22 protein-coding genes are annotated in these 24,015 nt (G+C 62.0%); 1 reads left to right on the top strand and 21 read right to left on the bottom strand.

The window, feature by feature from the left end; genetic code table 11:
- Positions 1-27: 27 nt before the first annotated feature.
- The 16 genes from prmC to E2K99_RS21995 form a co-directional block, all read right to left on the bottom strand.
- The gene (prmC, locus tag E2K99_RS22070) at positions 28-861 is read right to left on the bottom strand and encodes a peptide chain release factor N(5)-glutamine methyltransferase (protein WP_134223566.1); all 834 of its coding nucleotides are present in this window, start codon (positions 859-861) and stop codon (positions 28-30) included.
- Positions 861-1,355, bottom strand: coding sequence for a disulfide bond formation protein B (locus tag E2K99_RS22065; RefSeq protein WP_034331943.1), 495 nt, complete (start codon positions 1,353-1,355; stop codon positions 861-863). The genes prmC and E2K99_RS22065 overlap by 1 nt, the downstream gene beginning before the upstream one ends.
- Positions 1,356-1,540: 185 nt before the next feature.
- Positions 1,541-2,620 (bottom strand): peptide chain release factor 1, encoded by a 1,080-nt coding sequence (gene prfA, locus E2K99_RS22060; RefSeq protein WP_034331945.1) that lies wholly within the window; start codon positions 2,618-2,620, stop codon positions 1,541-1,543.
- A gap of 107 nt (positions 2,621-2,727) precedes the next feature.
- Positions 2,728-4,020, bottom strand: a complete 1,293-nt coding sequence (gene hemA / locus E2K99_RS22055; RefSeq protein ID WP_039783671.1) for a glutamyl-tRNA reductase — start codon at positions 4,018-4,020, stop codon at positions 2,728-2,730.
- A 276-nt stretch (positions 4,021-4,296) separates the two neighbouring features.
- Positions 4,297-4,998 carry a response regulator transcription factor gene (locus E2K99_RS22050; protein WP_134223565.1) on the bottom strand — a complete coding sequence of 234 codons (702 nt, stop codon included), beginning with the start codon at positions 4,996-4,998 and terminating at the stop codon, positions 4,297-4,299.
- 122 nt (positions 4,999-5,120) lie between these two features.
- Positions 5,121-5,390: a cell division topological specificity factor MinE gene (gene minE / locus E2K99_RS22045; protein WP_006465131.1), complete on the bottom strand. Its 270-nt coding sequence runs from the start codon at positions 5,388-5,390 to the stop codon at positions 5,121-5,123.
- A 1-nt stretch (position 5,391) separates the two neighbouring features.
- The gene (gene minD, locus E2K99_RS22040; protein ID WP_088755055.1) at positions 5,392-6,207 is read right to left on the bottom strand and encodes a septum site-determining protein MinD; all 816 of its coding nucleotides are present in this window, start codon (positions 6,205-6,207) and stop codon (positions 5,392-5,394) included.
- Between the two features lie 72 nt (positions 6,208-6,279).
- Positions 6,280-7,077, bottom strand: coding sequence for a septum site-determining protein MinC (minC, locus tag E2K99_RS22035; protein WP_134223564.1), 798 nt, complete (start codon positions 7,075-7,077; stop codon positions 6,280-6,282).
- A gap of 310 nt (positions 7,078-7,387) precedes the next feature.
- Positions 7,388-8,527: a BMP family ABC transporter substrate-binding protein gene (locus E2K99_RS22030; protein ID WP_039783680.1), complete on the bottom strand. Its 1,140-nt coding sequence runs from the start codon at positions 8,525-8,527 to the stop codon at positions 7,388-7,390.
- An 89-nt stretch (positions 8,528-8,616) separates the two neighbouring features.
- Positions 8,617-9,537, bottom strand: coding sequence for an ABC transporter permease (locus E2K99_RS22025; protein ID WP_034332726.1), 921 nt, complete (start codon positions 9,535-9,537; stop codon positions 8,617-8,619).
- A gap of 16 nt (positions 9,538-9,553) precedes the next feature.
- A complete protein-coding gene (locus tag E2K99_RS22020) occupies positions 9,554-10,648 on the bottom strand; it encodes an ABC transporter permease (RefSeq protein ID WP_134223563.1) in 1,095 nt (364 codons plus the stop codon).
- Positions 10,641-12,191 (bottom strand): ABC transporter ATP-binding protein, encoded by a 1,551-nt coding sequence (locus tag E2K99_RS22015; protein ID WP_134223562.1) that lies wholly within the window; start codon positions 12,189-12,191, stop codon positions 10,641-10,643. Before E2K99_RS22015 ends, E2K99_RS22020 begins: the two co-directional genes overlap by 8 nt.
- A 180-nt stretch (positions 12,192-12,371) precedes the next feature.
- Complete coding sequence (locus E2K99_RS22010; RefSeq protein WP_134223561.1) at positions 12,372-13,151, bottom strand: ABC transporter permease; 780 nt, start codon at positions 13,149-13,151, stop codon at positions 12,372-12,374.
- A gap of 28 nt (positions 13,152-13,179) precedes the next feature.
- Positions 13,180-13,965, bottom strand: a complete 786-nt coding sequence (locus tag E2K99_RS22005) for an ABC transporter ATP-binding protein (RefSeq protein WP_088755050.1) — start codon at positions 13,963-13,965, stop codon at positions 13,180-13,182.
- Between the two features lie 44 nt (positions 13,966-14,009).
- Positions 14,010-15,044, bottom strand: a complete 1,035-nt coding sequence (locus tag E2K99_RS22000; RefSeq protein ID WP_134223560.1) for an ABC transporter substrate-binding protein — start codon at positions 15,042-15,044, stop codon at positions 14,010-14,012.
- A gap of 300 nt (positions 15,045-15,344) precedes the next feature.
- Entirely contained in the window at positions 15,345-16,427 is a 1,083-nt protein-coding gene (locus E2K99_RS21995; protein ID WP_121040605.1) for a porin, read from the bottom strand.
- A gap of 719 nt (positions 16,428-17,146) precedes the next feature.
- On the opposite strand from E2K99_RS21995, the gene E2K99_RS21990 reads away from it, so the two are divergent.
- Positions 17,147-18,391 carry a urate hydroxylase PuuD gene (locus E2K99_RS21990; protein ID WP_121040603.1) on the top strand — a complete coding sequence of 415 codons (1,245 nt, stop codon included), beginning with the start codon at positions 17,147-17,149 and terminating at the stop codon, positions 18,389-18,391.
- A gap of 959 nt (positions 18,392-19,350) precedes the next feature.
- Here the strand turns inward: E2K99_RS21990 and puuE are convergent.
- The 5 genes from puuE to E2K99_RS21965 form a co-directional block, all read right to left on the bottom strand.
- The gene (gene puuE, locus E2K99_RS21985) at positions 19,351-20,283 is read right to left on the bottom strand and encodes an allantoinase PuuE (protein ID WP_134223559.1); all 933 of its coding nucleotides are present in this window, start codon (positions 20,281-20,283) and stop codon (positions 19,351-19,353) included.
- Between the two features lie 64 nt (positions 20,284-20,347).
- Positions 20,348-21,082 carry an aspartate/glutamate racemase family protein gene (locus tag E2K99_RS21980; protein WP_134223558.1) on the bottom strand — a complete coding sequence of 245 codons (735 nt, stop codon included), beginning with the start codon at positions 21,080-21,082 and terminating at the stop codon, positions 20,348-20,350.
- Between the two features lie 39 nt (positions 21,083-21,121).
- Entirely contained in the window at positions 21,122-22,573 is a 1,452-nt protein-coding gene (locus E2K99_RS21975) for an NCS1 family nucleobase:cation symporter-1 (protein WP_121040597.1), read from the bottom strand.
- Between the two features lie 223 nt (positions 22,574-22,796).
- Positions 22,797-23,537 carry a GntR family transcriptional regulator gene (locus E2K99_RS21970; RefSeq protein WP_034334381.1) on the bottom strand — a complete coding sequence of 247 codons (741 nt, stop codon included), beginning with the start codon at positions 23,535-23,537 and terminating at the stop codon, positions 22,797-22,799.
- Between the two features lie 5 nt (positions 23,538-23,542).
- On the bottom strand, positions 23,543-23,860 hold the full coding sequence (locus tag E2K99_RS21965) for a hypothetical protein (protein ID WP_134040233.1): 318 nt from the start codon (positions 23,858-23,860) through the stop codon (positions 23,543-23,545).
- Positions 23,861-24,015 lie beyond the last annotated feature (155 nt).

Raw genomic sequence — 24,015 nt, 5'->3', positions numbered from 1 at the left:
GGAGGAAAGCCAGAAACGGTCAGCGGATCAGGCCAGGCGGCCGCCGCTGACCCGTTCAATACCGGCCAGGTCGCGCCAGCTCCGGACTTCCTTGAAGCCGGTGCCGGAGAGCAGTCCGCGCACCGCAGCGGCCTGGTCGTAACCATGCTCCATCAGCAGCCAGCCGCCGGGCAGCAGATGCGCCGGTGCGCCGTCGATGATGCTGCGCAGGTCGGTCAGGCCATCAGCGTGATCGGTGAGCGCATCGACCGGTTCGAAACGCAGATCGCCCTGGGAGAGATGCACATCTCCTGCGACGATATAAGGCGGGTTGGAGGCGATCACCGCAAAGCGCTGATCCGCGGGCAGGGCGGCGTACCAGTCGCTTTCCAGCAGCGTGACGCGGACCTGGTTGGCCGTGGCATTTTCGCGTGCGATAGCCAGTGCAGCAGCGCTGGCATCCAGTGCCGTCACCACAGCATCGGGCCGCGTATGGGCGATGGCGATGGCAATCGCGCCCGAACCGGTCCCCATGTCCAGCAGGGCCGCGCCTTGCGGCAATCTTTCCATGGCCAGTTCCACCAGCAGCTCGGTATCGGGCCGGGGGATCAACACGTCCGGCGTGACGCGCAAGTCCAGTCCATAGAATTCGCGCTGGCCGATGATGTAGGCAATCGGCTCGCCACGCAGACGACGGGTGTAGAGGGCCGTGAGCGCCTCCGATTCAGCGGCATCGAGCCGCCGTTCGGATTGCGTGATCAGTTGCACGCGCGTCATGCGCAGCGCGTGGCACAGCAGGATGCGGTTCTCCAGCGGGTCCAGCGGCGCCGTCTTCAATACGGTGGCCAGCGTGCAGCCGGCATAGCTGGAGAGCGGCTCCATCACTTCCAGATGGTGGTGCGCGGGGCGCGCTTGAACAATTGCACGGCCAGCACCAGGGCCAGCACGCCGAACCAGATCAGCGACCAGGTCGGGATCTGCAGGCCGAACACCGGGGGCCAGGGGGCCGAGCAGAAGCCGTCGGCGGTGAACATCTGCGGCCACAGCTTGGCCGTGGGCAGCTGGTTGAGCGCCGTTTCCAGCGGGTCGGTGGTGCAGGAGACACCCGGATGCGCCTTTACGTAAAGATGCCAGATCGCGGTGCCGGCGCCAGCCAGCGCGGCCAGCAGGCCCAGGCCGGCGCTGCCGCGGCGGGCGGCTTCGGGCATCAGGGCACCGATCAGGGCGAAGGCGCCGACCAGCACGAACATGTAGCGCTGGATCACGCACAGCGGGCAGGGCTGCATTTCTTCGACGATCTGCAGGTACATGGCAACGCCCAGCAGGGCAGCGCAGACCAGCGCCACCAGCAGGAAAACCGCTTTGGATGATTTCATGGTTGAGGATTCAGAGATTCATTAATGGGGGAATGCGTCGGGGCAGTTCGATGGGCGGGACCACGCGGATGATCCGGCGGTTTTTTTGCCATGACGCGATTGTAGAGAAGTCCGGGCCTGCGTGCATGCTGCCCGCGCAGGCAAAGGCACTCTGAACGGATGCCCCCGGTTTGGTTCCGGTGGCCTCAGTCGTCGCCCAGCTGGGCCAGCAGTTCAGCCTGGTGCTCGGTGATGAGGGCATTGGTCAGTTCGTCCAGGTCGCCATCCATGATGAAATCGAGCTTGTAGAGCGTCAGGTTGATGCGGTGGTCGGTCATGCGCCCCTGCGGGAAGTTGTAGGTGCGGATGCGCTCGCTGCGGTCGCCCGAGCCGATCAAGGACTTGCGGGTGGCGGCTTCCTTGGATTGCTGCTCGCGCAATTGCACGTCCTTGATCCGGGCCGCCAGCACTTTCATGGCCTGCGCCTTGTTCTTGTGCTGGCTGCGGTCGTCCTGGCATTCCACCACGATGCCGGTCGGCAAGTGCGTGATGCGCACCGCCGAATCGGTCTTGTTGATGTGCTGCCCACCAGCCCCGGAGGCGCGGTAGGTATCGATGCGCAGGTCGGCGGGGTTGATGTCCACATCCTCGACTTCATCGGCTTCAGGCATCACGGCCACCGTGCAGGCGGAGGTGTGGATGCGGCCCTGGGTCTCCGTGGCCGGCACGCGCTGCACGCGGTGGCCGCCGGATTCGAACTTCAGGCGCGAGTAGGCGCCGAAGCCGGCGATGCGGGCAATCACTTCCTTGTAGCCGCCCAGTTCCGATTCGGAGGCCGAGACGATCTCCACCTGCCAGCGCTGGCGTTCGGCATAGCGGGTGTACATGCGCAGCAGGTCGCCGGCGAACAGGGCCGATTCGTCACCTCCGGTTCCGGCGCGGATTTCCAGGAAGATGTTTCGTTCATCATTGGGATCCTTGGGCAGCAGCATCTTCTGCAGATCCAGCTCCAGCGCCTCCATGCGGGCCTTGGCGCCATCGATTTCTTCCTGGGCGAAAGCCTTCATGTCGGGGTCTGACAGCAGCTCGCCGGCGGTGCGGATATCTTCACTGGCCTGCACATAGTCGTGGTACAGCGCCACCAGCGGGCCCAGTTCGGCGTGTTCGCGGGTCATCTTGCGGAAGTTGTCCATGCTGGACGTGGCATCTTCCTGGGCCAGCAGGCTGTTGAGCTCTTCCAGCCGTTCGGCGAGCTGGTCGAGTTTGGCGAGCATTGAGGGTTTCATGAGGTCGGGAAGTCAGTATCGGTCAGCAATGAGGGGGACGACGGCAGCCGTCGGCGACGGCGCGAGGGTGCCAGCCGCAGGGAGCGGCCAGCGCGGCGGGAGAGGCGCTAACGCTTGGCGCGGAACAGTTGCGGCAGCAGCGAGACCAGTTGGCTGCGCTGTTCGCCCTGGGCGTGATGCAGGGCCTGTTGCGGGCCGTGCAGGAATTTGGCGGTCAGGCCCTTGGAGAGGGCGTCCAGCACCGCTTCCACATCCTCGCCCTTGGCCAGCATGCGGCGTGCGCGCTCCAGTTCGGCCAGGCGCAGGGCCTCGCCGGTTTCATGCAGGTCCTGGATCAGCGGCACCATGGCGCGGCTGTCGATCCAGTGCATGAAGGATTGCACCCGGGTTTCGATGATGGCTTCGGCCTGCGCGACCGCAGCCTGGCGGTTTTCGACGCCGCTTTGCACCACCGAGGCCAGGTCGTCCACGGTGTAGAGGAAAACGTCATCCAGGCGGCCGACTTCGGCCTCGATATCGCGCGGCACGGCCAGGTCGACCATGAAGATGGGTTTGTGGCGGCGTGCCTTGACGGCCCGTTCCACCAGCCCCAGGCCGATGATGGGCAGCTGCGAGGCGGTACAGGAGACCACGATGTCGAAGTTGGCCAGCTGCGCCGGCAGGTCGGCCAGGCGGATGGCACGGCCGCTGAAGCGATGGGCCAGGGTTTCGCCGCGCTCCATGGTGCGGTTGGCCACCGTCAGGGTCTTGGGATTCTGGGCCGCGAAGTGCGTGGCGCACAGTTCGATCATCTCGCCCGCGCCGATGAAGAGCACGTTCTGGCCGGAGATGGAATCGAAGATACGCTGCGACAGCCGCACGGCAGCGGCGGCCATCGAGACGCTGTGCGCGCCGATTTCGGTGGTGCTGCGCACTTCCTTGGCCACCGCAAAGGTGCGCTGGAAGAGCTGGTGCAGATAGGTGCCCAGGCCACCGGCGGCATCGGCCTGGCGTACTGCATCCTTCATCTGGCCCAGGATCTGCGGTTCGCCCAGTACCATCGAGTCCAGCCCGGAGGCGACGCGGAAGGCATGGCGCACGGCATTGTCCTGCGGCAGCGAATACAGGTAGGGACGCAGGTCGGCGTAGGGAATGTGGTGATACTCGGCCAGGAACTGCGCGGTACGGTCGATGGCGAATTCCACCCCGTCTTGCCCGGCCGCCGCAGCGGCATACAGCTCGGTGCGGTTGCAGGTGGAGAGGATGGCGGCTTCGCCCGAGGCCACGATCTTGTCATTGCCGCCAAACCACGCACGCGCGGACGCCACCGCCTGACCGATCTGGTCAGCGGGGAAAGCCACTTTCTCGCGCAGCGAGACCGGCGCGGTAGTGTGGTTGAGTCCGACGGCGAGCAAATGCATGGAGGAATCGACTATAAGGCAGCAGTGCCGATGAGCTGGGAAATTGCACTTCTATGGCTGTGAAACTGAATGAAAAGCGTACGAAACAATGCAATTCGTACAAAATCAGACAGATTCGGCCCCGGTTTTGGGAATAATTATACTCTTTGCCCACACTCGGGTTGGGACGGCCCCTGATAATCGGTATATGTCCCTGACATGGATCAGGCTTGGCGCAGATGGCCGGGGTGCCGATGCAACACTCGCCGGCTGGCCTGCGCTAAGGTTCACTGCGTGTTATTCCAGCCGCTCCAGCTGGTAGCCGTAGCCATAGACGGTGGCCAGCTGGTAGCCATTGCCGGGATGCAGCTTGAGCTTGGTGCGGATGCGCGAGACGTGGGTATCGATGGTGCGGGTCGGGGTGTCCGGTTCGGCCCCCCAGATGCGTTCCTGCAGGAACGCGCGCGACAGCGGGCGTCCCAGGTGCTGCATGAACAGCAGGGCCAGTTCGACTTCCTTGCGGGTGAGCGTGGCATCCAGGCCGGGCCGCTCGGGATGGGTGATGCGCAGGCGCGCCAGGTCGACCATGAAGCCGCCGGCTTCCACCACGCTGGGCGGGGCTTCATAGGGCTGCGCGGCCAGCAGCAGCAAGTCCAGCCGCAGGGCCAGTTCCTGGCGGTCCACCGGCTTGACCAGGAAATCATCTGCACCCGCCATGCGCAGGTTGCGCAGCCAGTGCTGATGAGCCGGCGTGCACAGCAGCAACACCACCGGCCGCGCCTTCGAGGCCGCCGGTGGACGGTGCTGCTGGACCAGCATGGTGACCGCATGCTGATGCCGCTGCAGGTCGTCCAGATCCAGCACGACCAGATTGGCACGGTCGGCACAGGCGGCGGCAAAGCCTTCGACGCCGCTGTAGACCTGGCAGTCATGGCGATCGGCCAGCTGCGTGACCAGGGTCACGGTATCGGCGTCTTTGGAAAGGATCCCGATTTTCATTGCATCAGTTCAGGGCAGCAGTAAAAGGCAGTCAACGCGCAGAGCCCGGGTGTGGTGGACCGTATTGGCAAAAAGGGCAGCCGAAGCTGCCCTTTTCTTCATGCAGAGTGCGGTATGTGCGCTCAGGCAGCCGGTACGTCGCTGTCAGGCAGCACCACGTTCACATCCAGCACTTCCAGGTTGCCCTGGCGGTCCAGCGAGATCTTGATGTCGTCGGCGTTGACCTTGGTGTACTTGGAGATGACCTCGATGAGTTCCTTGTGCAGGGCCGGCAGGAAGTCCGGACCCTGGCGGCCGTTGGAACGCTCGCGGGCGATGATGATCTGCAGCCGCTCCTTCGCCGCCACCGCACTTTTGGGCTTGCTGGGGAACAGGAAAGAAAGCAGGGACATGTCACTTACCTCCGAAGATGCGCTGCAGGAAGCCCGGCTTTTCGTAGGTGGTGAAACGCAGCTCGACGGTCTCGCCGAGGAAGCGCGATACCACGTCCTGATAGGCCTGGGCCACGTCGCTGTCCTTCATGTGGATGGCGGGGGAGCCCTGGTTGGAGGCCTGCAGCACGGTTTCCGATTCGGGGATGATGCCGATCAGGGGAATGCGCAGGATTTCCTGCACGTCGGTATAGGACAGCATCTCGCCGTCTTCCACGCGCTTGGGCGAGTAGCGGGTGATGAGCAGGTGCTCCTTGACCGGCTCGCCGCCCGAGGAGGCGCGGCGCGACTTGGCCTGGATGATGCCGAGGATGCGGTCCGAGTCGCGCACCGACGACACTTCGGGGTTGGAGACCACGATGGCTTCGTCGGCGAAGGTCAGTGCCATCACCGCACCGTGCTCGATGCCGGCCGGGGAGTCGCAGATGATGTATTCGAAGTCCATCTTGGAGAGGTCGTTCAGGACACGCTCCACGCCTTCTTCGGTCAGGGCGTCCTTGTCGCGGGTTTGCGAGGCCGGCAGGATGAACAGGTTGTCGCAGTGCTTGTCCTTGATCAGGGCCTGGTTCAGGGTGGCTTCCTTGTTGATCACGTTGATCAGGTCGTAGACCACGCGGCGCTCGCAGCCCATGATCAGGTCCAGGTTGCGCAGACCGACGTCGAAGTCGATCACGGCCGTCTTGTGGCCGCGCATGGCCAGGCCCGATGCGAAACTGGCGCTGGACGTCGTTTTGCCGACGCCGCCCTTACCCGAAGTCACAACGATGATTTTTGCCACGAAAAACTCCTTAAGAAGAACAGTACGCCGGCGGTTCCGGCTGGATTCGTTTAAATGATTTACGCCGCAGCCTTACGATGCCGCCATTGGCAGCACGTCGATGCGTTCGCCCTGCAGGCGCACCTGCACCTGCTTGCCGGCGAGTTCGGGCGCATGACCGTTCTCGAAGGTCCGATAGACCCCCGCAATGGAAACCAGTTCCGCTTCCAATGAAGCGGCGAAGATACGCGCGGTGGTATTGCCCGAGGCACCGGCCAGGGCACGGCCGCGCAGCGGTGCGTAGACGTGGATGCAGCCATCGGCGATCAGCTCGGCACCGTTGTTGACCACGGCCAGCACCACCAGGTCGGCACCGCGCGCATAGATGCGCTGGCCGGCGCGCACCGGGGTATCGATCACCACGGTGTTGGCCACCGGGGCCGGGGCGGACTGGGGGGCGGGCGCAGCGGAAGCGGCCGGTGCTGCGGGGGCGGCTACCGGTGCCGGGGCCGGCTCGGCTTGCTGGGCTGCCGCCTCCTGCGCACGTGCATTGGCGGTGCCGGCACCGGCCACGGCTGAATTGTCGATGGCCAGACCCTGAGCGACGATGCCGCTGTGCAACTCTTCCGGCGCATTGCGCACGGCCACGGTATTCAAGCGGAAGCGCTTGAACAGGGCCACCACGGCGCTCCAGTCGATGGCCGCAGCGGCCGCTGCATCCAGGGTGCCGATGTCCAGTACCGCGAATTCGTCTTCGAAGAAATCGGCGACGCCGCCAGTCATTTCCTTCAGGGCTTTTTCCAGCGAAGTCGGATCGGTTTCATGCAGGATTGCCGAAATGGCAACTACAGTGGAAATTTTGATTTCGATCGGTTTGCGCGTTTTTTGCATAAATCCTGTAGTTCAATGCGGCGGAAAGTGAAGGAAAATGCAGGCTTTCCACCCGGTTTGGCTGTGCATTATACAGGCTGGATGCGGCTGCGATAGCGGTGGAGCGGGGGTTTTCGGCGAGCCGATAGTAAGGCGGCCAAGACTGTTCGGAGATTCGGCAAAAGTTGCAGCCGTGAAGATTTCTGAGAGAAAAGTGACCCGGCGAAAGCGCACTTTGCCAAAAAAAACCGCCGGCACCTCGCGATGCCAGCGGTCTTCATCAAGTCCGCCCCGGCCGCCTGACAGCAGCGCCGGGGGACAAGCCGAAAAATCAGCCCGGTACCTTGCCGTCCACGCCCTCGACGTAGAACTTGATGCCATGCAGGAAGCCGTCATCGGCCACGGCGTCCTTACCCAGCACTTCCTTGCCGGCGTTGTCCTTGATCGGACCCTTCCAGATCGGCGCCGAGCCGTCGACGATGCCCTTCTTGCGCTCTTCCACCAGCGACTTCACGTCGGCCGGCAGTTCAGGATTGAAGGCGGCCAGGTCGATGCCGTTTTCCTTCAGGCCGATCCAGCTGGTGCTGCTCTTCCAGGAGCCATCCAGCACGGCTTGCACGCGCGCCGTGTAATACACGCCCCAGTTGATCATGGAAGCAGCCAGGTGCGCCTTGGGGCCGAAGCTGGTCATGTCGCTGTCCCAGCCGAAGGCATACACGCCCTTTTCCTGCGCGGTCTGCACCACGGCCGCGGAGTCGGTGTTCTGCATCAGCACGTCCACGCCCTGGCCGATCAGGGTGGTGGCGGCTTCACGTTCCTTGCCCGGATCGAACCACTTGTTGACCCACACCACGGCGGTGGTGGCCTTCGGATTGACCGAGCGCGCACCCAGGGTGAAGGAGTCGATGTTGCGGATCACTTCGGGAATCGGCACCGAGGCCACCACGCCCAGCTTGCCGGACTTGCTCATCTTGCCCGCAACCACGCCGGCCAGGTAAGCGCCTTCATAGGTGCGCACGTCGTATTGCGCCAGGTTATCGGCAGTCTTGAAGCCGGTGGCGTGTTCGAACTTCACATCCGGGAATTCCTTGGCGACCTTGAGCATCGCTTCCATGTAGCCGAAGGTGGTGCCGAAGATCAGCTTGTTGCCATCGGTGGCCAGCTGACGGAAGACGCGCTCGGCGTCCGCTGCGGATTCAGGAATGTTTTCCACGAAGGTGGTCTTGACCTTGTCGCCGAATTTTTCTTCGACAGCCTTGCGGCCCTTGTCATGCGCGAAGGTCCAGCCGGCGTCGCCCACCGGGCCGATGTAGACGAAGGCCACCTTCAGCGGATCAGCCGCCGGTGCAGCAGCAGCCGGCGCAGCAGCGGGCGCGGCGGCAGCGGGTTCTTCCTTCTTGCCGCAACCGATCAGGGTTGCTGCCGCCAGGGTGGCGAGCATCGTCAAGGATGCCCTGCGCGAAATCTTCATTGTGTTCTCCCTCAAGGTCAGTGGATAAATGCAGGTGCTGCTACAAAAATGGACTAAAAGAACTAAACGATATAAACGATATAAATAGTTCAGGAGGCGCCCGGACGGAACGGCTTGCCCAGCGAGGCCGGCATGTTCAGGCGGATCCAGTCGGGGTTGCGCGAGATCAGCGCCAGCACCACGATGGTGGCCAGGTACGGGGCCATCGACAGGATCTGCGAGGGCACCGTCACGCCCATGCCCTGCAGGTAGAACTGGGCGATGGTGACGCCGCCGAACAGCAGCGAACCCAGCAAGACCCGTGCCGGACGCCAGGTGGCAAAGGCGGTCAGGGCCAGCGCGATCCAGCCGCGTCCGGCCACCAGGCCCTCGACCCACATCGGGGTATAGACCAGCGACATGTAAGCACCCGCCAGGCCGCAGCAGGCACCGCCGAACAGCAGCGCCAGATAGCGGATGCCACGCACCGAATAGCCCAGCGCATGCGCCGATTCCGGCGACTCGCCCACTGCACGCAGCACCAGTCCGGCCCGTGTGCGATACAAGAACCAGATGCTGGCCAGGCACAGCGCGAAGGCCACATAGCTCATCCAGTGCTGGTGGAACAAGGCCTTGCCGAGGAAGGGAATATCACCCAGCAGCGGAATCGAATTCGGTTGCGCCGGCAGCGCCAGGCCGACGAAACGCTGGCCGACGAAAGCGGAGAGGCCAGCTCCGAAGATCGACAGTGCCAGGCCGGTCGCGACCTGGTTGGTGGCCAGGCGCAGCGCCAGCCAGGCGAAGAGCGTGGCCATCAGCATGCCGCAGACGGCACCGGCAACAAAGCCGAGGAGCGGGCTCTTGGTGGCATAGCCGACCGCAAAGCCGGCGATGGCTGCGACCAGCATCATGCCTTCGGCACCCAGGTTGAGCACGCCGGAGCGTTCATTGATCAACAGCCCGATGGCCGCCAGCAGCAGGGGCGTGCCGGCATTGATGGAGGCTGCGATGAGAGGAGCGAGTTGTTCCATGTCCTGTCCTGATTCCTTAGACTTTCTTTTTCCACGCCAGGCGGTAATCGATGAGCGTATCGCAGGCCAGCAGCAGGAACAGCAGCATGCCCTGGAACACGCCCGTGATGGCCGAGGGCAGGCCCAGGCGCGACTGCGCCAGCTCGCCGCCCAGATACAGCAGCGACATGATCAGCCCGCCCAGGATGGCGCCCACCGGATGCAGGCGGCCAATGAAGGCCACGATGATGGCGGCGAAACCATAGCCCGGCGACACCGACGGCAACAGCTGCCCGATCGGACCGGCGATCTCGAAGGCCCCGGCCAGTCCGGCGAAGGCCCCCGAGATCAGCAGCGACACCCACAAGGCCGAACGTGCCGAAAAGCCCGCATAGCGCGCCGCATGCGGTGCCACCCCACCGACCATGAGCGAGAAGCCGCGCAGGCTGCGCATCATGAAGATGGCCATCAGCACGGCCGCGACGATGGCCACCGCAAAGCCGATATGCAGGCGCGTGCCCGACATCAGCATGGGCAGCATGAATTCGCCGGAGAACACCTTCGACTGCGGGAAGTTCATGCCGTTGGGATCCTTCAGCGGACCATTGACGGCCCACATCAGCAGCAGCTGTGCCACATAGGTCAGCATCAGCGAGACCAGGATTTCATTGGCGTTGAACTGGTCGCGCAGGTAAGCCGTGATGGCCGCCCACAAGGCACCGCCGATAATGCCGGCCACGATCATCAGCAGCAGCCCCATGCCGCCGGAAATGCCGTGCCCCGGCACATCCAGCCACACCAGCATGGCGCCCGAGCAGAGCGCGCCGACCGTGAACTGGCCTTCGGCACCGATGTTCCAGATGCTGGCGCGGAAGCACACTGCCAGCCCCAGCGCACACAGGATCAGCGGCACGGATTTGAGCAGCAGCTCGCTGATGGCGCGCTTGCCATTGAACGGATCGACCAGGAATACCTTCAGACCCGCCAGCGGATCCTTGCCCAGTGCGAGGAACAGCAGCGCACCGAGGAAAAGGGTGGCGACGATGGCGATCACCGGCGACAGATAGGTCATGGTTTTCGACGGCGCACCGCGCAGTTCCAGACGCAGCGGGAAGCTCATGCGTTCAGCCATGGTTCACCTCCGCCGCGGCGGTCGCCGGTTCATCCCACAAGCCGCTCATCCACACCCCCACTTGTTCGCGCGTGGCCTGTTCTATGGGGATGGAGGGCGACAGACGCCCCTTGGCGATGACGTGCAGGCGATCACATAATGCGAATAATTCGTCAAGTTCTTCCGAGATCACCAGCACTGCACAACCTTCCTGTTTCAGTTTCAAGATTTCGCCGTGGATCTGGGCGGCGGCACCGACGTCCACCCCCCAGGTCGGCTGGGCCACCACGAAGACGGCGGGTTTGCGTTCCATTTCGCGGCCGACGATGAATTTCTGCAGGTTGCCGCCCGAGAGGCTCTTGGCCGGGGCATCCGGTCCTGCTGCCTTGACCTTGAAGCGTTCGATGATGGAGGCCGCAGCACGGCGCGTAAAACCAAAGTCGATCATGCCGCGCTTCACGTAGGGCGCTTTCTGATGCGACAGCAGCATGTTGGCCGTGAGCGAAAGCCCGGGCACGGCACCGCGCCCCAGGCGTTCTTCCGGCACCAGGCCCAGGCCTGCCGCGCGGCGCGGATTGGGCGAGAGGTCGCCCACGGCCTTGCCGGCCAGCATGATCATGTTGGGCGCAGCGCGCTGGTCTTCGCCCGAGAGCGCCGCCAGCAGCTCCTGCTGGCCATTGCCCGAGACCCCGGCGATGCCGACGATTTCACCGGCGCGCACTTCACATTCGATGTCCTTCAGTTCGGTGGCAAACAGATGCGCCTTGGGCAGCGAGAGACGATTGACGTGCAGCTTGCGTTCATTGCGCAGCGAATCGGGATTGCGTTCGCGCTGCAGGCGCACCAGTTCGTCACCGATCATCATGCGCGAGAGGCTGGCGCTGCTTTCATTGCGCGGATCACAGTTGCCGGTCACGCGGCCACCGCGCATGACGGTGGCGCTGTGGCACAGCGCGCGGATTTCGTCGAGCTTGTGGCTGATGTAGAGAATGCTGCAACCCTCGTCGGCCAGGCGGCGCAGGGTGACGAAGAGTTTTTCCACCGCCTGGGGCGTGAGCACCGAGGTCGGCTCATCCAGGATCAGCAGTTGCGGTTCGGTCAGCAGCGCGCGCACGATTTCCACGCGCTGGCGTTCACCGACCGACAGCGTATGCACATGGCGCTGCGGTTCCAGCTCCAGGCCGTATTTTTCGCCGGTGCGGGTGATGCGTTCGGCCAGTTCCTTGAGGTCGGTCTTGGCATCCAGGCCCAGAGCGATGTTCTCGGTCACGGTCAGCGTATCGAACAGCGAGAAATGCTGGAACACCATCGCAATGCCCAGCTTGCGCGCCACCTGTGGATTGGCGATCTGCACGGTCTCGCCGTTCCAGCGCAGTTCGCCGGCATCCGGTTTGACCGCGCCGAAAATGATTTTCATCAGGGTGGACTTGCCCGCGCCGTTCTCCCCGAGCACGGCGTGGATCTCGCCGGGCGCGACTGCCAGGCTGACATCGTCATTGGCCAGCACGCCCGGGTAGGCCTTGCGCACATGGCTGATTTCAAGACGGAGTGGAACTGCGCTCACGTGATTTCCCTGTGGTGATGAATGTGGTCATGTCGAAATGCAACGCGGTCCGCGTGCCTGCGGCCGCCGCGAGCGCCCCCTGCGGCTCGCACGCGCGACATCATAGACAAATTGCGCCGCGCCGCATACCGCTTTTGCCGGGTTTTGCGCCCCTGTTGCGGCGTAACGGCCCGATTTATCTCATTTTCCCCGATGCGCCCAGCCGGTGGTGCGTTTCTCGATGATGGCAAACAGTTCGTACATGGCCATGGCCATGGCCCCGATCACCACCAGTCCGGCAAAGGCCAGCGGCATCTTCATCGACGATCCGGCCGAGACCAGCAGGTAGCCGATGCCCTGATTGGAGGCATTCATCTCGGACACGGTCGAGCCCACGAAGGCCAGCGTGATGGCCACCTTCAGCGAGGCGAAGAAATACGGCATCGAACGCGGCAGGCCGACCTTGAGCAGGATGTCCATGCGGCGCGCGCCGAGCACACGCAAGACGTCTTCCAGTTCGGGTTCCAGCGTGGCCAGGCCGGTGGCGATGTTGACCATGATGGGGAAGAAGGAGATCAGGAACGCCGTGAGGATGGCCGGCCCCGCGCCGATGCCGAACCAGACCACCAGCACCGGCACGAAGGCCGCCTTGGGCAGGGCATTGAAGGCCGTCATGAGCGGATAGGCGGCGGCATACAGCATGGGTGAAGATCCGATCACGAAGCCCAGCGTCACACCGACCGCCACGGCGATGGCGAAGCCCACCATGGTGACCCAAAAGGTCGAGAGGGCATGTTCGGTGATCGGGCCGGCGTAATCCACCATGGCCTGCAGGATGGAAGCGGGACTCGGAAAGATGAAGTCGGAGACCTGCCACACGCTGCAGATGAATTGCCACACGCCCAGGATGGCGAGCAGCAGGATCCAGGGCGCCAGCGTGGTGGCGGCGCGGTTGAGTTTGCCGTTGAACGGAGTTTTCATGAGTTTCCTTGGCCGGGCCTGGTGAGGGTCAGGTATTGCGCACGTGGCCGATGTGCTCGCGCAGTTCATGCACCAGCGCGTTGAAGCCGTCGGTATAGGTGGTTTCCAGCGGGCAGGGACGCGGCAGCGGGTTTTCCCGCCGCACCACGATGCGGCCCGGACGCTTGCTCATCACATAGATGGTGTCGGCCAGGAAGGCCGCCTCGCGCAGGTCGTGCGTGACCAGGATGACGTTGAAGCGGCGCTCGGCCCACAGGTCGCGCAGCACGCACCACAGCTCTTCGCGGGTGAAGGCATCGAGTGCGCCGAAGGGTTCGTCCAGCAGCAGCATCTTGGGCTCATGAATCAGCGCGCGGCAGATCGAGGCGCGCTGCTGCATGCCGCCCGAGAGTTGCCACGGGAATTTGTCGGCATAGCCATCCAACCCCACGGTCTTGAGCAACTTGAGCGCACGCTCGGTGTACTCGGCCTTTTTCTGCTTGAAGTCGCGCCGGTAGGGTTCGACGATCTCCAGCGGCAGCAGCACGTTTTCCAGCGTGGTGCGCCAGGGCAACAGGGTCGGCGCCTGGAAGGCCATGCCCACGAACTTGAGCGGCCCCGTGACCGTCTGGCCGTTGATGACGACGCTGCCGCGATTGGGCTGCTTCAGGCCGGTCGCCAGCTTCATGAAGGTGGACTTGCCGCAGCCGGACGGCCCGACGATGGCGATGAATTCGCCAGCGCGGGTCTGCAGGTCGATGTCTTCCACCGCAAATTCGGCGGCACCATCATAGGCCAGGTAGACGTGGCGGAAATCGACGAAGGGTTCGCTCATGAATGCTTCAGTCAAGGATGAATTTAGTAAACGATATAAATGATTTACTTGGGGAACACGTCCAGCTCGGCCTTGCCCGGCAGGAAGCTGCCATTCCAGATCTTGTCGGCGTTGACGCGGGTCTTGGTGCCGTAGGCGTCCGAGACTTGCGAGGCCATGAGCGTCAGCCGCGGGCTGTAGACCTGTCCATAGCCTTCCGCCTTGGCGTGCGGCGTGGCGATGGCGCTGGCGATGGCCAGTTTCAGGCGGCGCAGTTCCAGCTTTTCATCGATGAGGCCATCGCGTTCCTTCAGGACCTTGATGGCGGCTTCCGGATTGGCCATCACGTCGCGGCTGGCCTTGGCGAAGGCGCGCAGGAAGCCCTTGATGGCTTCCGGCTTCTGCTTGACCATGGTTTCGGAGGCGATGATGGTATTGCCGTACAGGCGCACGCCGTAGTCCGGGTACATCATCACGTTGATGTCTTCATCCTTGATGCCGCGCGCATTCAGGTTCAGGAGCGAGGTGAAATAGAACCCGGTGATGGCATCCACGTCGCCGCGTGCCAGCATGGTTTCGCGCAGCGGCGGGTCCATGCTGGTCCATTGCGCCTTGCTGGCATCGAGGCCATTGGCCTTGGCGAAGATCGGATAAGCGCGGCGGCCGGCGTCGAACACCGGTGCGCCCAGCTTCTTGCCGGCCAGGTCGGCGGGCTTCTTGATGCCGGATTTCTTGAGCGAGAACACCGCGGCCGGCGTGTCGTTGTAGACCATCATCACGGCCACCGGTTTGCCCGGGGCATCGGGATTGTTGGCGGTGAATTCCATCAGGGCGGCCATGTCGGCAAAGCCCATGTCATAGGTGCCGGAGGCCACGCGGTTGACCGCATTGCCCGAGCCGTTGCCGGCGTCGATGGTGACATCCAGCTTTTCCTGCGCGAAGTAGCCCTTGGACTTGGCCACCAGGAACAGGGCGGCCGGTCCTTCGAAGCGCCAGTCCAGCTGGAATTTGATTTTGGTGTCCTGGGCAAAGCTGGGCGAGGTCGGCAGCAGGCCGAGCAGTAGCGCCGCCAGGCAACCGAAGAAGCGGAAATGACGCATGGGGAAATCTCCCGAAAAGCGATTGAAAAAAGAAGATGGAAACCGCAACGCGCGCGCTATTTGGTCGTGGAAACGATAGCGTTCAGAGTGCCGGCGGCGCGTTCCGGTAATGCGGTTCCCACCGAAGTACTGCCTCAAGATCACGCCACGGCTAGAAGGAGTCGCCGCGGCGGGTACGACGCTTGTAAAACCTGCTGCACGATCACCGCATGACCGGAGTCCGCGCCATCGGAAACGGGTGGCGCGGACTCCAGTTTGAACATGCCGCAATTGCGGTGTGTTCAATATGCGGACATGCCGTCAGAAGCGATGGCGGATTCCCAAGCCGAACGATGCTGCATTGCTTTGGCTGGAGATCTTGTCGTTCATGACGATCGCGTACACGTCGGTGCGCTTGGACAGGAAATAGTCGTAGCCGACTGAGGTGGTATTGCGCGACACGTCGCCGGTGGTCAGCAGATCGCCGGTGCGTTTGGTGCGAGCGATGGCGGCCAGGATGGAGCCATTGCCTACCGGGATCGACAGGCCTGCGCTCATTACCTTGTCCTTGGCTTGCGACGCGCCAGCGGTGGTGTCCTTGCTGGTCTGGTAGGTGCCGTACAGCTTGATCACCTGGAAGTCATAGGTCGCGCCGAGCATCCAGGTTTTCTGGCGATTGATGGAAGCGAAGGGTGTGGTGGCGTCAACGACAGCCGCACCGGAATTGGGGTTGCTGACCTGCGCATCGAAGTACAAGGCGGTCAGTGCCAGACCACCGTTGAAGTAGAGCGCGTTGACACCGATGTTCTTTTTGCCGTTATCGCCAGCCACTTCACCGAACTGATAGTGCAGGTTGGCTTGCAGGCCACCGAACTTCGGAGTGGTATAGATGACTTCGTTGCTCCAACCGCTGTCAGCTGCGTTTGCTTGGGGCCAGGTGCGCGCACCGAAACTTCCCGACGGGGTGTAGACGTGCAGTACCAGCGGTGAGAAGGTAAAGGAGTCGCCAAACGGGTTGAACAGCACGGTTGGCAGGAAGCTTGGTGCGAGACCGCGTCCCAGGGAGACTTTGCCGAACTCACCTGACAGGCCGATGTTGGCATCGCGCGAGAACAGGTTGTCTCCGGAGAAGCGGCCATAGGCACCGGTATCTGTCTGGAAGAACGAGGTCAGGGCAAATTCTGCCCTGAGACCGCCGCCCAGATCTTCAACACCCTTGAAGCCGATCCAGGAGGTGGTCATGCCGCCAGAACCGACCGAGGACTTGCTTCCGGTATCGCCACTGTTTTTCATGCTGCCGACGTAAGCGTCGACGAGGCCGCTGACAGTGACGGATGATTGCGCCATTGCACTGCCGGCCATCAGGCAGGCTGATAAAGCCAGTGCCAAACGAGTTTTCTTCATTGATCTCCCCTGTTGATAAAAAATGGGTGTCGGAAAGCTGATCCGACGATTTCACCGTGTTGCGCATGACAGGAGGTAATGCCGCTCTCCCGATCCACCTGCCGTGCGGGTTCAGCAACGCCAATTAGCAGATATCGTGCCAACCGGGTATTGCGGGCCGGGCGCTGATATTGGAGGGCGGGCGGGACTCATCAGCCCGGCCCCCTGCACAAGGGGAGAGGTGGTTCTGACTGAGGTTATTGGGAGGTGCAACAATCAATTGTCGTATACGTCGGCAGTTGGCTTACATTTTGTTGACAATAATTTCTGATCAGTTGCAACAAGTTGGTGCCTTCGCTGCACTGATTTTGACGGCATGCACTAAAAAAACATGCTTGCCAGGCAGGCTGGCAATGGCCTTGATCTGATGGTGGAGGTATCGGCTGGGAGCGGGTTGACGCTTATCTGCAAAAAGCACTTTGGGCTATAAAGATCGCCACATATTGTGAACAAAAAATATTGCTATTGTGCACAATCTGCGCTTGGATTCTCCGGGCGTCAGCTGGGCTGCTGTTGGTTTGGGTTGCTCGGTGGGATTAAGCCTGTTGGCAATCGGGATGCAGACTTGTTCGCAAGCGGACGTCGGTGTTTTTCTCATCCCGGCACCATTTATGCTTGAACCTTTGGCTGGGGCATTTTCGCCCTCCAGCCTTACTACTACATGAGGACGCATTTCTGACATGGAAGCCTACCTTCTCGATTGGCTCAATCTTCTGCTGCGCTGGCTGCACGTGATCACGGCGATTGCCTGGATCGGGTCTTCGTTCTATTTCGTCTGGCTGGACAACAGTCTGGTGGCACCGACCGATCCTGAGCTCAAGGAGAAGGGCGTCGGCGGCGAGTTATGGGCGGTGCATGGCGGCGGTTTCTACAATCCGCAAAAGTATCTTCTTGCACCCAAGGTGTTGCCGGAGCATCTGCACTGGTTTTATTGGGAGTCCTACAGTACCTGGCTGTCGGGCTTTGCCTTGTTTTCGCTGTTGTATCTCTTCAATGCGAACGTCTTTTTGGTGGATCGCAATGTGTTCGATATGTCGGCCTCGATGGCGGGCGGGACGGCCATTGCCTTCCTGGTCTTCAACTGGCTGATCTATGACGCGATCTGCAGCACCATCGGGGATCGGCCGGGGGCGGATCGGCTGGTCAATATTCTGGTCGGGTTGCAGGTGATCGTTTCGGTTTGGGCAGCCTGCCATCTGTTCTCGGGGCGGGCGGCGTTCCTCATCAGCGGGGCTTCCCTTGCCACCATCATGAGCGCGAACGTGCTGGTGTGGATCATTCCGGGGCAGCGCAAGATGGTGGCCTCCATGCGCGCCGGGCAAGCACCCGATCCGATTCATGGCAAGCGCGGCAAGCAGCGTAGCGTCCACAATACTTACTTCACCTTGCCGGTGCTGTTTGCCATGCTGTCCAATCACTACAGCATGACTTACAGCGCGCCGCATAACTGGATTGTCTTGTTGTGCATCATGGCCGCTGGTGCCTTGATCCGGCAGTTCTTCGTGTTGCGGCACAAGGGGGTTTACAACTGGTGGTATCCGGGGATTGCTGTTGCACTGCTGCTGGCGGTGATCTTGTGGATGAGTCCTGCCATGCAGTCCAAGCCGGTGGCTGCTGTTGCTCCTTCTTCCTCTGCTGCTCCTGCTCCTGCTGGCGAAGCTGTGGCTGCAGGGTCGTTTGCCCAAGTCCAGCAAGTCATTCAGGCGCGATGCATTCAGTGCCATGCCGCCAAACCTACCCTCATGCCCGTGCCCGGCAAGGGCGTTTTGCTCGATTCGCCTGAACATATCTCCCAGCACGCTCAGCAGATCTATCAACAGGCTGTCGTGCAGAAGGCCATGCCTCTAGGGAACATGACTCAGATCACCGACGATGAACGCGCCATCATCGGGAAGTGGTTCGAAAGCGGCGCTCCCGTTAAATGATGGTTTGATTGCTTGGTGGCTTGGCAGACTGCTTTTCTGGTTTTGTGGTTTGGGGTAGTCTGCACGGAAATCTTTCCTGCGCTCTAGCTTAATTATTTTCTCTCTCCGGTCGGAAGAACGCGCCGGGAGCGGCCCGGCAGCCGCTCACTTTTCTTGTCTCGCCAAGAAAAGTAAGCAAAAGAAGGCGACCCCAAAGAGCCAGCCCTCCTTCGGAGGGTCCCCGTCGCAGCGAAGCGAAAAGTGGGAAGGATAGAGTCGCTTCGCTCCCACTATCCTTCTGATCCACTTTTCGCTCCGCTGCGACGGCTGGCTCTATGGGGACGGCAACCCCCACGGGCTCGCCTTCGGCCTCGCCGCGTCTCCGACTCGCCTTCGGCTTTGCGGGGGCTCGCCTGCGGCATTGATCGGTTGATCGTTCCCACTCCCTTTCTGGGTTTTGGTTTTTTCTTTTTTCTTTTTTCTTTTTTTTTGTTTTTTGTTTAAATAATTTCCGTCCGTTCGTCCTGAGTAGTCGCGCAGCGACGTATCGAAGGCGAGAGAAAGCCAACGCAAAGCCGAAGGCGAGTGGGAGATGTGGCGAGGCCGAAGGCGAGCCGTCTCAGTCGTCCGCATCTGCGCCGCCGCTTCAGAGCCCAACAAAACGGATCAGAAAAATAGTCGGAGCGAAGCGACTCTATTTTTCCCGTTTTGTTGGGCTCTGAAGCGGGGACCCTCCGAAGGAGGGCGGCGCAGTTGCGGTCGCCTTCTTTTGCTTACTTTTCTTGGCGAGACAAGAAAAGTGAGCGGCTGCCGGGCCGCTCCCGGCGCGTTCTTCCGACCGGAGAGAGAAAATAATTAAGCTAGAGCGCAGGACAGAATTCTGTGCAGACTACCCCAAACCGTAAAATCACCACCGAAAAAAAATACCGCCCAAGGACAAAACCCCAAGGCGGTACAGATAAATTCCAAAAAGGAATAAATCAGCGCTCCGAAAATGGATGCGTCTTCTTCCAGTGTTCAGCGATATCGATACGCCGGCAGATCCAGACTTTGTCGTGTGACTGCACATAATCCAAAAAGCGCTGCAGGGCACGGAACCGTCCTGGCCGTCCGAGCAGACGGCAATGCATCCCAATGGAGAGCATCTTGGGAACATCTTCCCCTTCTTCGTAGAGCACGTCGAAACTATCCTTGAGGTACTGGTAGAAGTGCTCGCTGGTATTGAACCCTTGAGGCGTAGCAAACCGCATGTCATTGGAATCCAGCGTATAAGGCACCACCAGATGCGGCGCCTTCACGCCACCGCTGGTCTCGACTTCAGTCCAGAACGGCAGATCATCCCCGTAGTAATCGGAGTCATAGGCAAAGCCCCCATGCTCCACCACCAGCTGCCGCGTATTGGGCGAATCCCGCCCCGTATACCAGCCCAGCGGCGCGCTCCCGGTGAGCTCACGGAAGATCTGCACCGCCTCCTGCATGTGCGCCCGCTCGGTCTCGATATCCATGTTCTGATAATGAATCCACTTCAAGCCATGGCAAGCAATCTCATGCCCCAGCTCCTGGAACGCCTGCGTGACCTCCGGCGAACGCTGCAAGGCCGTAGCCACGCCAAAGATCGTCATCGGCAGACCGCGCTTCTCGAACTCGCGCAGGATGCGCCACACCCCCACTCGCGACCCATATTCGTAAATCGATTCCATCGACATGTGCCGCGCCGGATAAGCCGCCGCCCCCACGATCTCGGACAGGAATTGCTCCGACGCAGGATCGCCATGCAAGACGCAATTCTCGCCGCCTTCTTCATAATTCAGCACGAATTGCAAAGCCACCCGCGCCTGGCCGGGCCAGCGCGCGTGCGGCGGGTTGCGGCCGTAGCCGGCCAGGTCGCGAGGGTAAGTTTGTTGCTGTGACATAAGTTCTTCGTTTGGCTGTCAAGAAAGGAAATCGCAGCGCCCAACCACAGCGCCGCAGGGAAAATCACACACGTGCAAAACCGCTGAGCAATCCATGATAAGCCTTGGGCAAAGGCCGCGCCCATTCACCACCCTTGGCCGTGCCCAGCCCCAGCGCCACCAGCGACTCCGCCAGCTTGACCGCTGCGGTCACGCCGTCGATCACCGGTGCACCAATGTCACGGCCAATGGCCGCACACAGGTCGGCCATGCCGGCACACCCCAGCACGATGGCCTCGGCCCCGTCTTCAGCCAGCGCACGCCGGCACTCGTCGGTAATGCGCGCCCGCGCATCGGAAGCCGGATTCTCCAGCTCCAGCACCGCAATCTCGCAGGCACGTACGTTGCGGCAAAAACGCTGCATGCCGTAACGCTCGGCCAGATGCCAGGCCATGCCGCTGGTGCGCGCCAGCGTGGTCACCACCGAGAAGGACGGAGCGACCAGACTGGCCATGTGCATCGCCGCTTCGGCAATCCCGATCACCGGTCCCCGCGCCAGCTCGCGCGCGGCCGACAAACCAGGGTCGCCGAAACAGGCAATCACGTAGGCGTCCACTCCCTCGCGCTCGCCCTGCTCGATTTCCTGCAGCAGGCCCGGCACGGCCAGCGCCTCGTCATAGTGGCTCTCGATGGAGGCCGGCCCCATCCGCGGACTCACGCCCGTGATCTCGGTGCCGGGTGCCGCCACCTGACGGGCGCAGGCGGTCATGGCATCGGTCATGCTCATGGTGGTATTGGGATTGATCAGCTTGATACGCATGCTTGTTCCTTGATGCAATGAAGTCCAGGTCGGCGACGCTCAACGCTTGCGCGCGAACATCAGGTAGAACACCGCGCCCAGCGCCGCACCGATGAACCACGAGAAGTCCGCCGCTTTGCGCAGCTGCGGCAGCATGACGCAGGCCACGCACACGGCTGCGGCCAGCACCAGCGCCTTGACCGCATCACGGTTCACGCCATTGGTGTACCAGTAGCGACCTTCAGGACGCATGGTGTAGAGATCCTCGACCTTCACCTGGCGTTGCTTGACCAGGTAGTAGTCCGACAGCAGGATGCCGTACAGCGGGCCGATGAAGCCGCCCAGTACATCCAGCGTGTAGTGGATCACTTCCGGATTGCCGAACAGGTTCCAGGGCGTGATGAAGATCGAGGCCGTGGCGGCGATCATGCCGCCGGCGCGCCAGCTGATGCGGCTGGGCGAGAGATTGGAAAAGTCGAACGCGGCCGAGACGAAGTTGGCCACGATGTTGATGCCGATGGTGGCCGTCAGGAAGGTCAGCGCGCCGATCACGGCAGCAGTCGTGCTGTCGATGCGCGAGACGGTTTCCACCGGATCGGTGATCAGTTCGCCAAACACGGCAATGGTGGCCGAAGTAGTCACCACCGTGACTATCGAGAACGCCAGGAAGTTGACCGGCAGGCCCCAGAAGTTGCCGCGCTTCACATCGGCGAAGGTATGGCAGTAGCGGGAGAAGTCGCCGAAGTTGAGCATCGGCCCCGAGAAGTAGGACACCACCAGCGAGATCGCCGTGATCATCACCGAGACCGCCGCCCAGCCGCTGTACTTGATCTCGCCCAGGTTCAGGCCGACATTCTGCCAGCCGGCCTTGTAGATCATCCAGCCCGCCAGGATGAACATGACCACATAGACCGCCGGACCGGCAAAGTCGATGAACTTCTTGATGGTCTCCATGCCGTTCCAGAACACCAGCGCCTGCAGCACCCACAGCAGCAGGAAGCCGCCCCAGCCCAGCGTGGAGAGGCCGGCGAAGGAGTGCACATGAACATCGGCATAAGGCTTCAGTTCCGGGAAGAACTTCAGCACCACCACCACAAAGGCGGCCGAGGCCAGATAGGTCTGGATGCCGTACCAGGCCACCGCGATCAGGCCGCGGATCATCGCGGGGACGTTGGCGCCCAGCACGCCAAAGGACAGGCGGCTCATCACCGGATAGGGCACGCCATGCGCCTGGCTGGGACGCGCCACCAGGTTGCACAGCAGGTAGACGATGCTGATGCCGATCAGCAGCGAGATCAGCACCTGCCAGCTGGTGAGGCCCAGGGCGAACAGGCTGCCGGCAAACACGTAGCCGCCCACGCTGTGCACGTCGGACATCCAGAAGGCAAAGATGTTGTAGGAACCCCAGGTCTGTTTCTTCAGGGGGGCAAGGTCTTCATTGGTCAGGCGCGCATCGTCGGCGCCGGCGAGATAGGCGCCGGGTGCAGCGGAGGGGGAAGCGTCGGTAGTCATGGCCGGTCTCCATCAGAGAGAAAGGTTGGGTGAAACGAATCACGCCCGGCCGCAGCCGGGCTGTTCAACGGACTTCCTGCATGCTCTTGTCGGCATGGTGGTGGTCACACGGTCGGTATTGCATTCGGCCGCGCGACGTGGCCCTGTTTGTTTCTCACTTCCTTCTTCCATCTTCCTGATCCTCCCTGGCGGGAAAATCAGGGTGTGCGCGCCGGCCCGTGGGTCACAGTCCCTTGCCGAGCACGGCACGCAGATCGAACTGATCATCCGCATCCGGCCGTACCCGGTCCTCGCACAAATGCAAGTGATGTGCCATATGCGACTGGGCTGCGGCAACATCGCCTTTTTCCAGCGCTTCCAGCACGGTCTCGTGTTCATCGAAGGAGCAGGCGTTGTGGCCCGGCGCCTCCGTCTTGGCGATCATCAGCGTGGTGCGCGAAACCAGCTTGCGCAGCGTCTCCACCAGCAGCGCATTGCCGGTCAGCTCCGCCAGCGCCAGGTGGAACTGGGCGGAAAGCCGGATCCAGCGAGGCCGGTCACCGTTCAGATAGCAATCCCGCTCTTCCTCCACCATGCGCCGCAAACCGGCGATCTGGCGCGTGCCCGCCTCGCGCCCGACCTTCTCCAGCACCGCATGTTCGAGGATGTTGCGCAACTCGAACATGTCGCGCACCTCCGCATGCGAAGGGCTGGCGATGAAGGCGCCCCGGTTGGCTTCCAGATCCACCATGCCCTCCGAGGCCAGGCGCGAGAGCACCTTGCGCACCGTGTGGCGGGCCGTGTCGTAGATCTGGCACAGGGTCTGCTCGGTCAGCTTGGTACGCGGCGGCAGGCGGTGTTCCATGATCGCGTCATAGATGTCCTGGTACATCCTCTCCTCGACCGCTCCCGTGCTTTCGCGCTCGCGTGCACTGGCGCGGGCCGGGGCGGCAGGGGGGCGTGCGGTTTTGCTGGCTTTGTTCATGATGCTCATGCTCTGGCTGGAATGACTGTCTGGAAGGTCTTGCCGGTCAACAACGAGGCGCATGGATCGTCAACAATCTGAAAATGGATTTGCAACAAAACGGGGCTCATTCTGCACCAAAAAGAATGCCCTGTGACCCTCTTTGGGTCACCGCCGACGCGACTTTCGATGCTGCGGCGCAGCGCCGATGGGGCAAACTTCCCTTGTGAACAATGGCGTACCGCATGCTGCATGGCGTAATCTTTGTTCCAGAAATTGTTGTCAATCCGTGCGTTCGATTGCGGCAAAAATGGGTGGTCAATGGTGCCGGTGGCGCGCTGCAAAAGACGGGCCGGACCGTCGCCAATCCCCTGTAACTCCTATGCAAGAAGCGTGCTTGACCGCAAGGGATATGAAAACGCCCGGCACATGGCCGGGCGCGGTGTTGCAAGCTGCGGCAGGTTTAGGGCCTGTTCACATTCAATCTGTGAGTGCGAGA

Source organism: Herbaspirillum huttiense, assembly GCF_004367745.1.
GTDB lineage: Bacteria > Pseudomonadota > Gammaproteobacteria > Burkholderiales > Burkholderiaceae_D > Herbaspirillum > Herbaspirillum huttiense.
The sequence above is the reverse complement of the archived record's forward strand: the minus strand, read 5'-3'. Positions and strand labels throughout refer to the sequence as shown.

Bases quoted from the DNA above. Each gene is read 5' to 3' on its own strand.
- prmC (WP_134223566.1), bottom strand. From the start codon at position 861: ATGGAGCCGCTCTCCAGCTATGCCGGCTGCACGCTGGCCACCGTATTG.
- E2K99_RS22065 (WP_034331943.1), bottom strand. From the start codon at position 1,355: ATGAAATCATCCAAAGCGGTTTTCCTGCTGGTGGCGCTGGTCTGCGCT.
- prfA (WP_034331945.1), bottom strand. From the start codon at position 2,620: ATGAAACCCTCAATGCTCGCCAAACTCGACCAGCTCGCCGAACGGCTG.
- hemA (WP_039783671.1), bottom strand. From the start codon at position 4,020: ATGCATTTGCTCGCCGTCGGACTCAACCACACTACCGCGCCGGTCTCG.
- E2K99_RS22050 (WP_134223565.1), bottom strand. From the start codon at position 4,998: ATGAAAATCGGGATCCTTTCCAAAGACGCCGATACCGTGACCCTGGTC.
- minE (WP_006465131.1), bottom strand. From the start codon at position 5,390: ATGTCCCTGCTTTCTTTCCTGTTCCCCAGCAAGCCCAAAAGTGCGGTG.
- minC (WP_134223564.1), bottom strand. From the start codon at position 7,077: ATGCAAAAAACGCGCAAACCGATCGAAATCAAAATTTCCACTGTAGTT.
- E2K99_RS22030 (WP_039783680.1), bottom strand. From the start codon at position 8,527: ATGAAGATTTCGCGCAGGGCATCCTTGACGATGCTCGCCACCCTGGCG.
- E2K99_RS22025 (WP_034332726.1), bottom strand. From the start codon at position 9,537: ATGGAACAACTCGCTCCTCTCATCGCAGCCTCCATCAATGCCGGCACG.
- E2K99_RS22020 (WP_134223563.1), bottom strand. From the start codon at position 10,648: ATGGCTGAACGCATGAGCTTCCCGCTGCGTCTGGAACTGCGCGGTGCG.
- E2K99_RS22010 (WP_134223561.1), bottom strand. From the start codon at position 13,151: ATGAAAACTCCGTTCAACGGCAAACTCAACCGCGCCGCCACCACGCTG.
- E2K99_RS22005 (WP_088755050.1), bottom strand. From the start codon at position 13,965: ATGAGCGAACCCTTCGTCGATTTCCGCCACGTCTACCTGGCCTATGAT.
- E2K99_RS22000 (WP_134223560.1), bottom strand. From the start codon at position 15,044: ATGCGTCATTTCCGCTTCTTCGGTTGCCTGGCGGCGCTACTGCTCGGC.
- E2K99_RS21995 (WP_121040605.1), bottom strand. From the start codon at position 16,427: ATGAAGAAAACTCGTTTGGCACTGGCTTTATCAGCCTGCCTGATGGCC.
- E2K99_RS21990 (WP_121040603.1), top strand. From the start codon at position 17,147: ATGGAAGCCTACCTTCTCGATTGGCTCAATCTTCTGCTGCGCTGGCTG.
- puuE (WP_134223559.1), bottom strand. From the start codon at position 20,283: ATGTCACAGCAACAAACTTACCCTCGCGACCTGGCCGGCTACGGCCGC.
- E2K99_RS21980 (WP_134223558.1), bottom strand. From the start codon at position 21,082: ATGCGTATCAAGCTGATCAATCCCAATACCACCATGAGCATGACCGAT.
- E2K99_RS21975 (WP_121040597.1), bottom strand. From the start codon at position 22,573: ATGACTACCGACGCTTCCCCCTCCGCTGCACCCGGCGCCTATCTCGCC.
- E2K99_RS21970 (WP_034334381.1), bottom strand. From the start codon at position 23,537: ATGAACAAAGCCAGCAAAACCGCACGCCCCCCTGCCGCCCCGGCCCGC.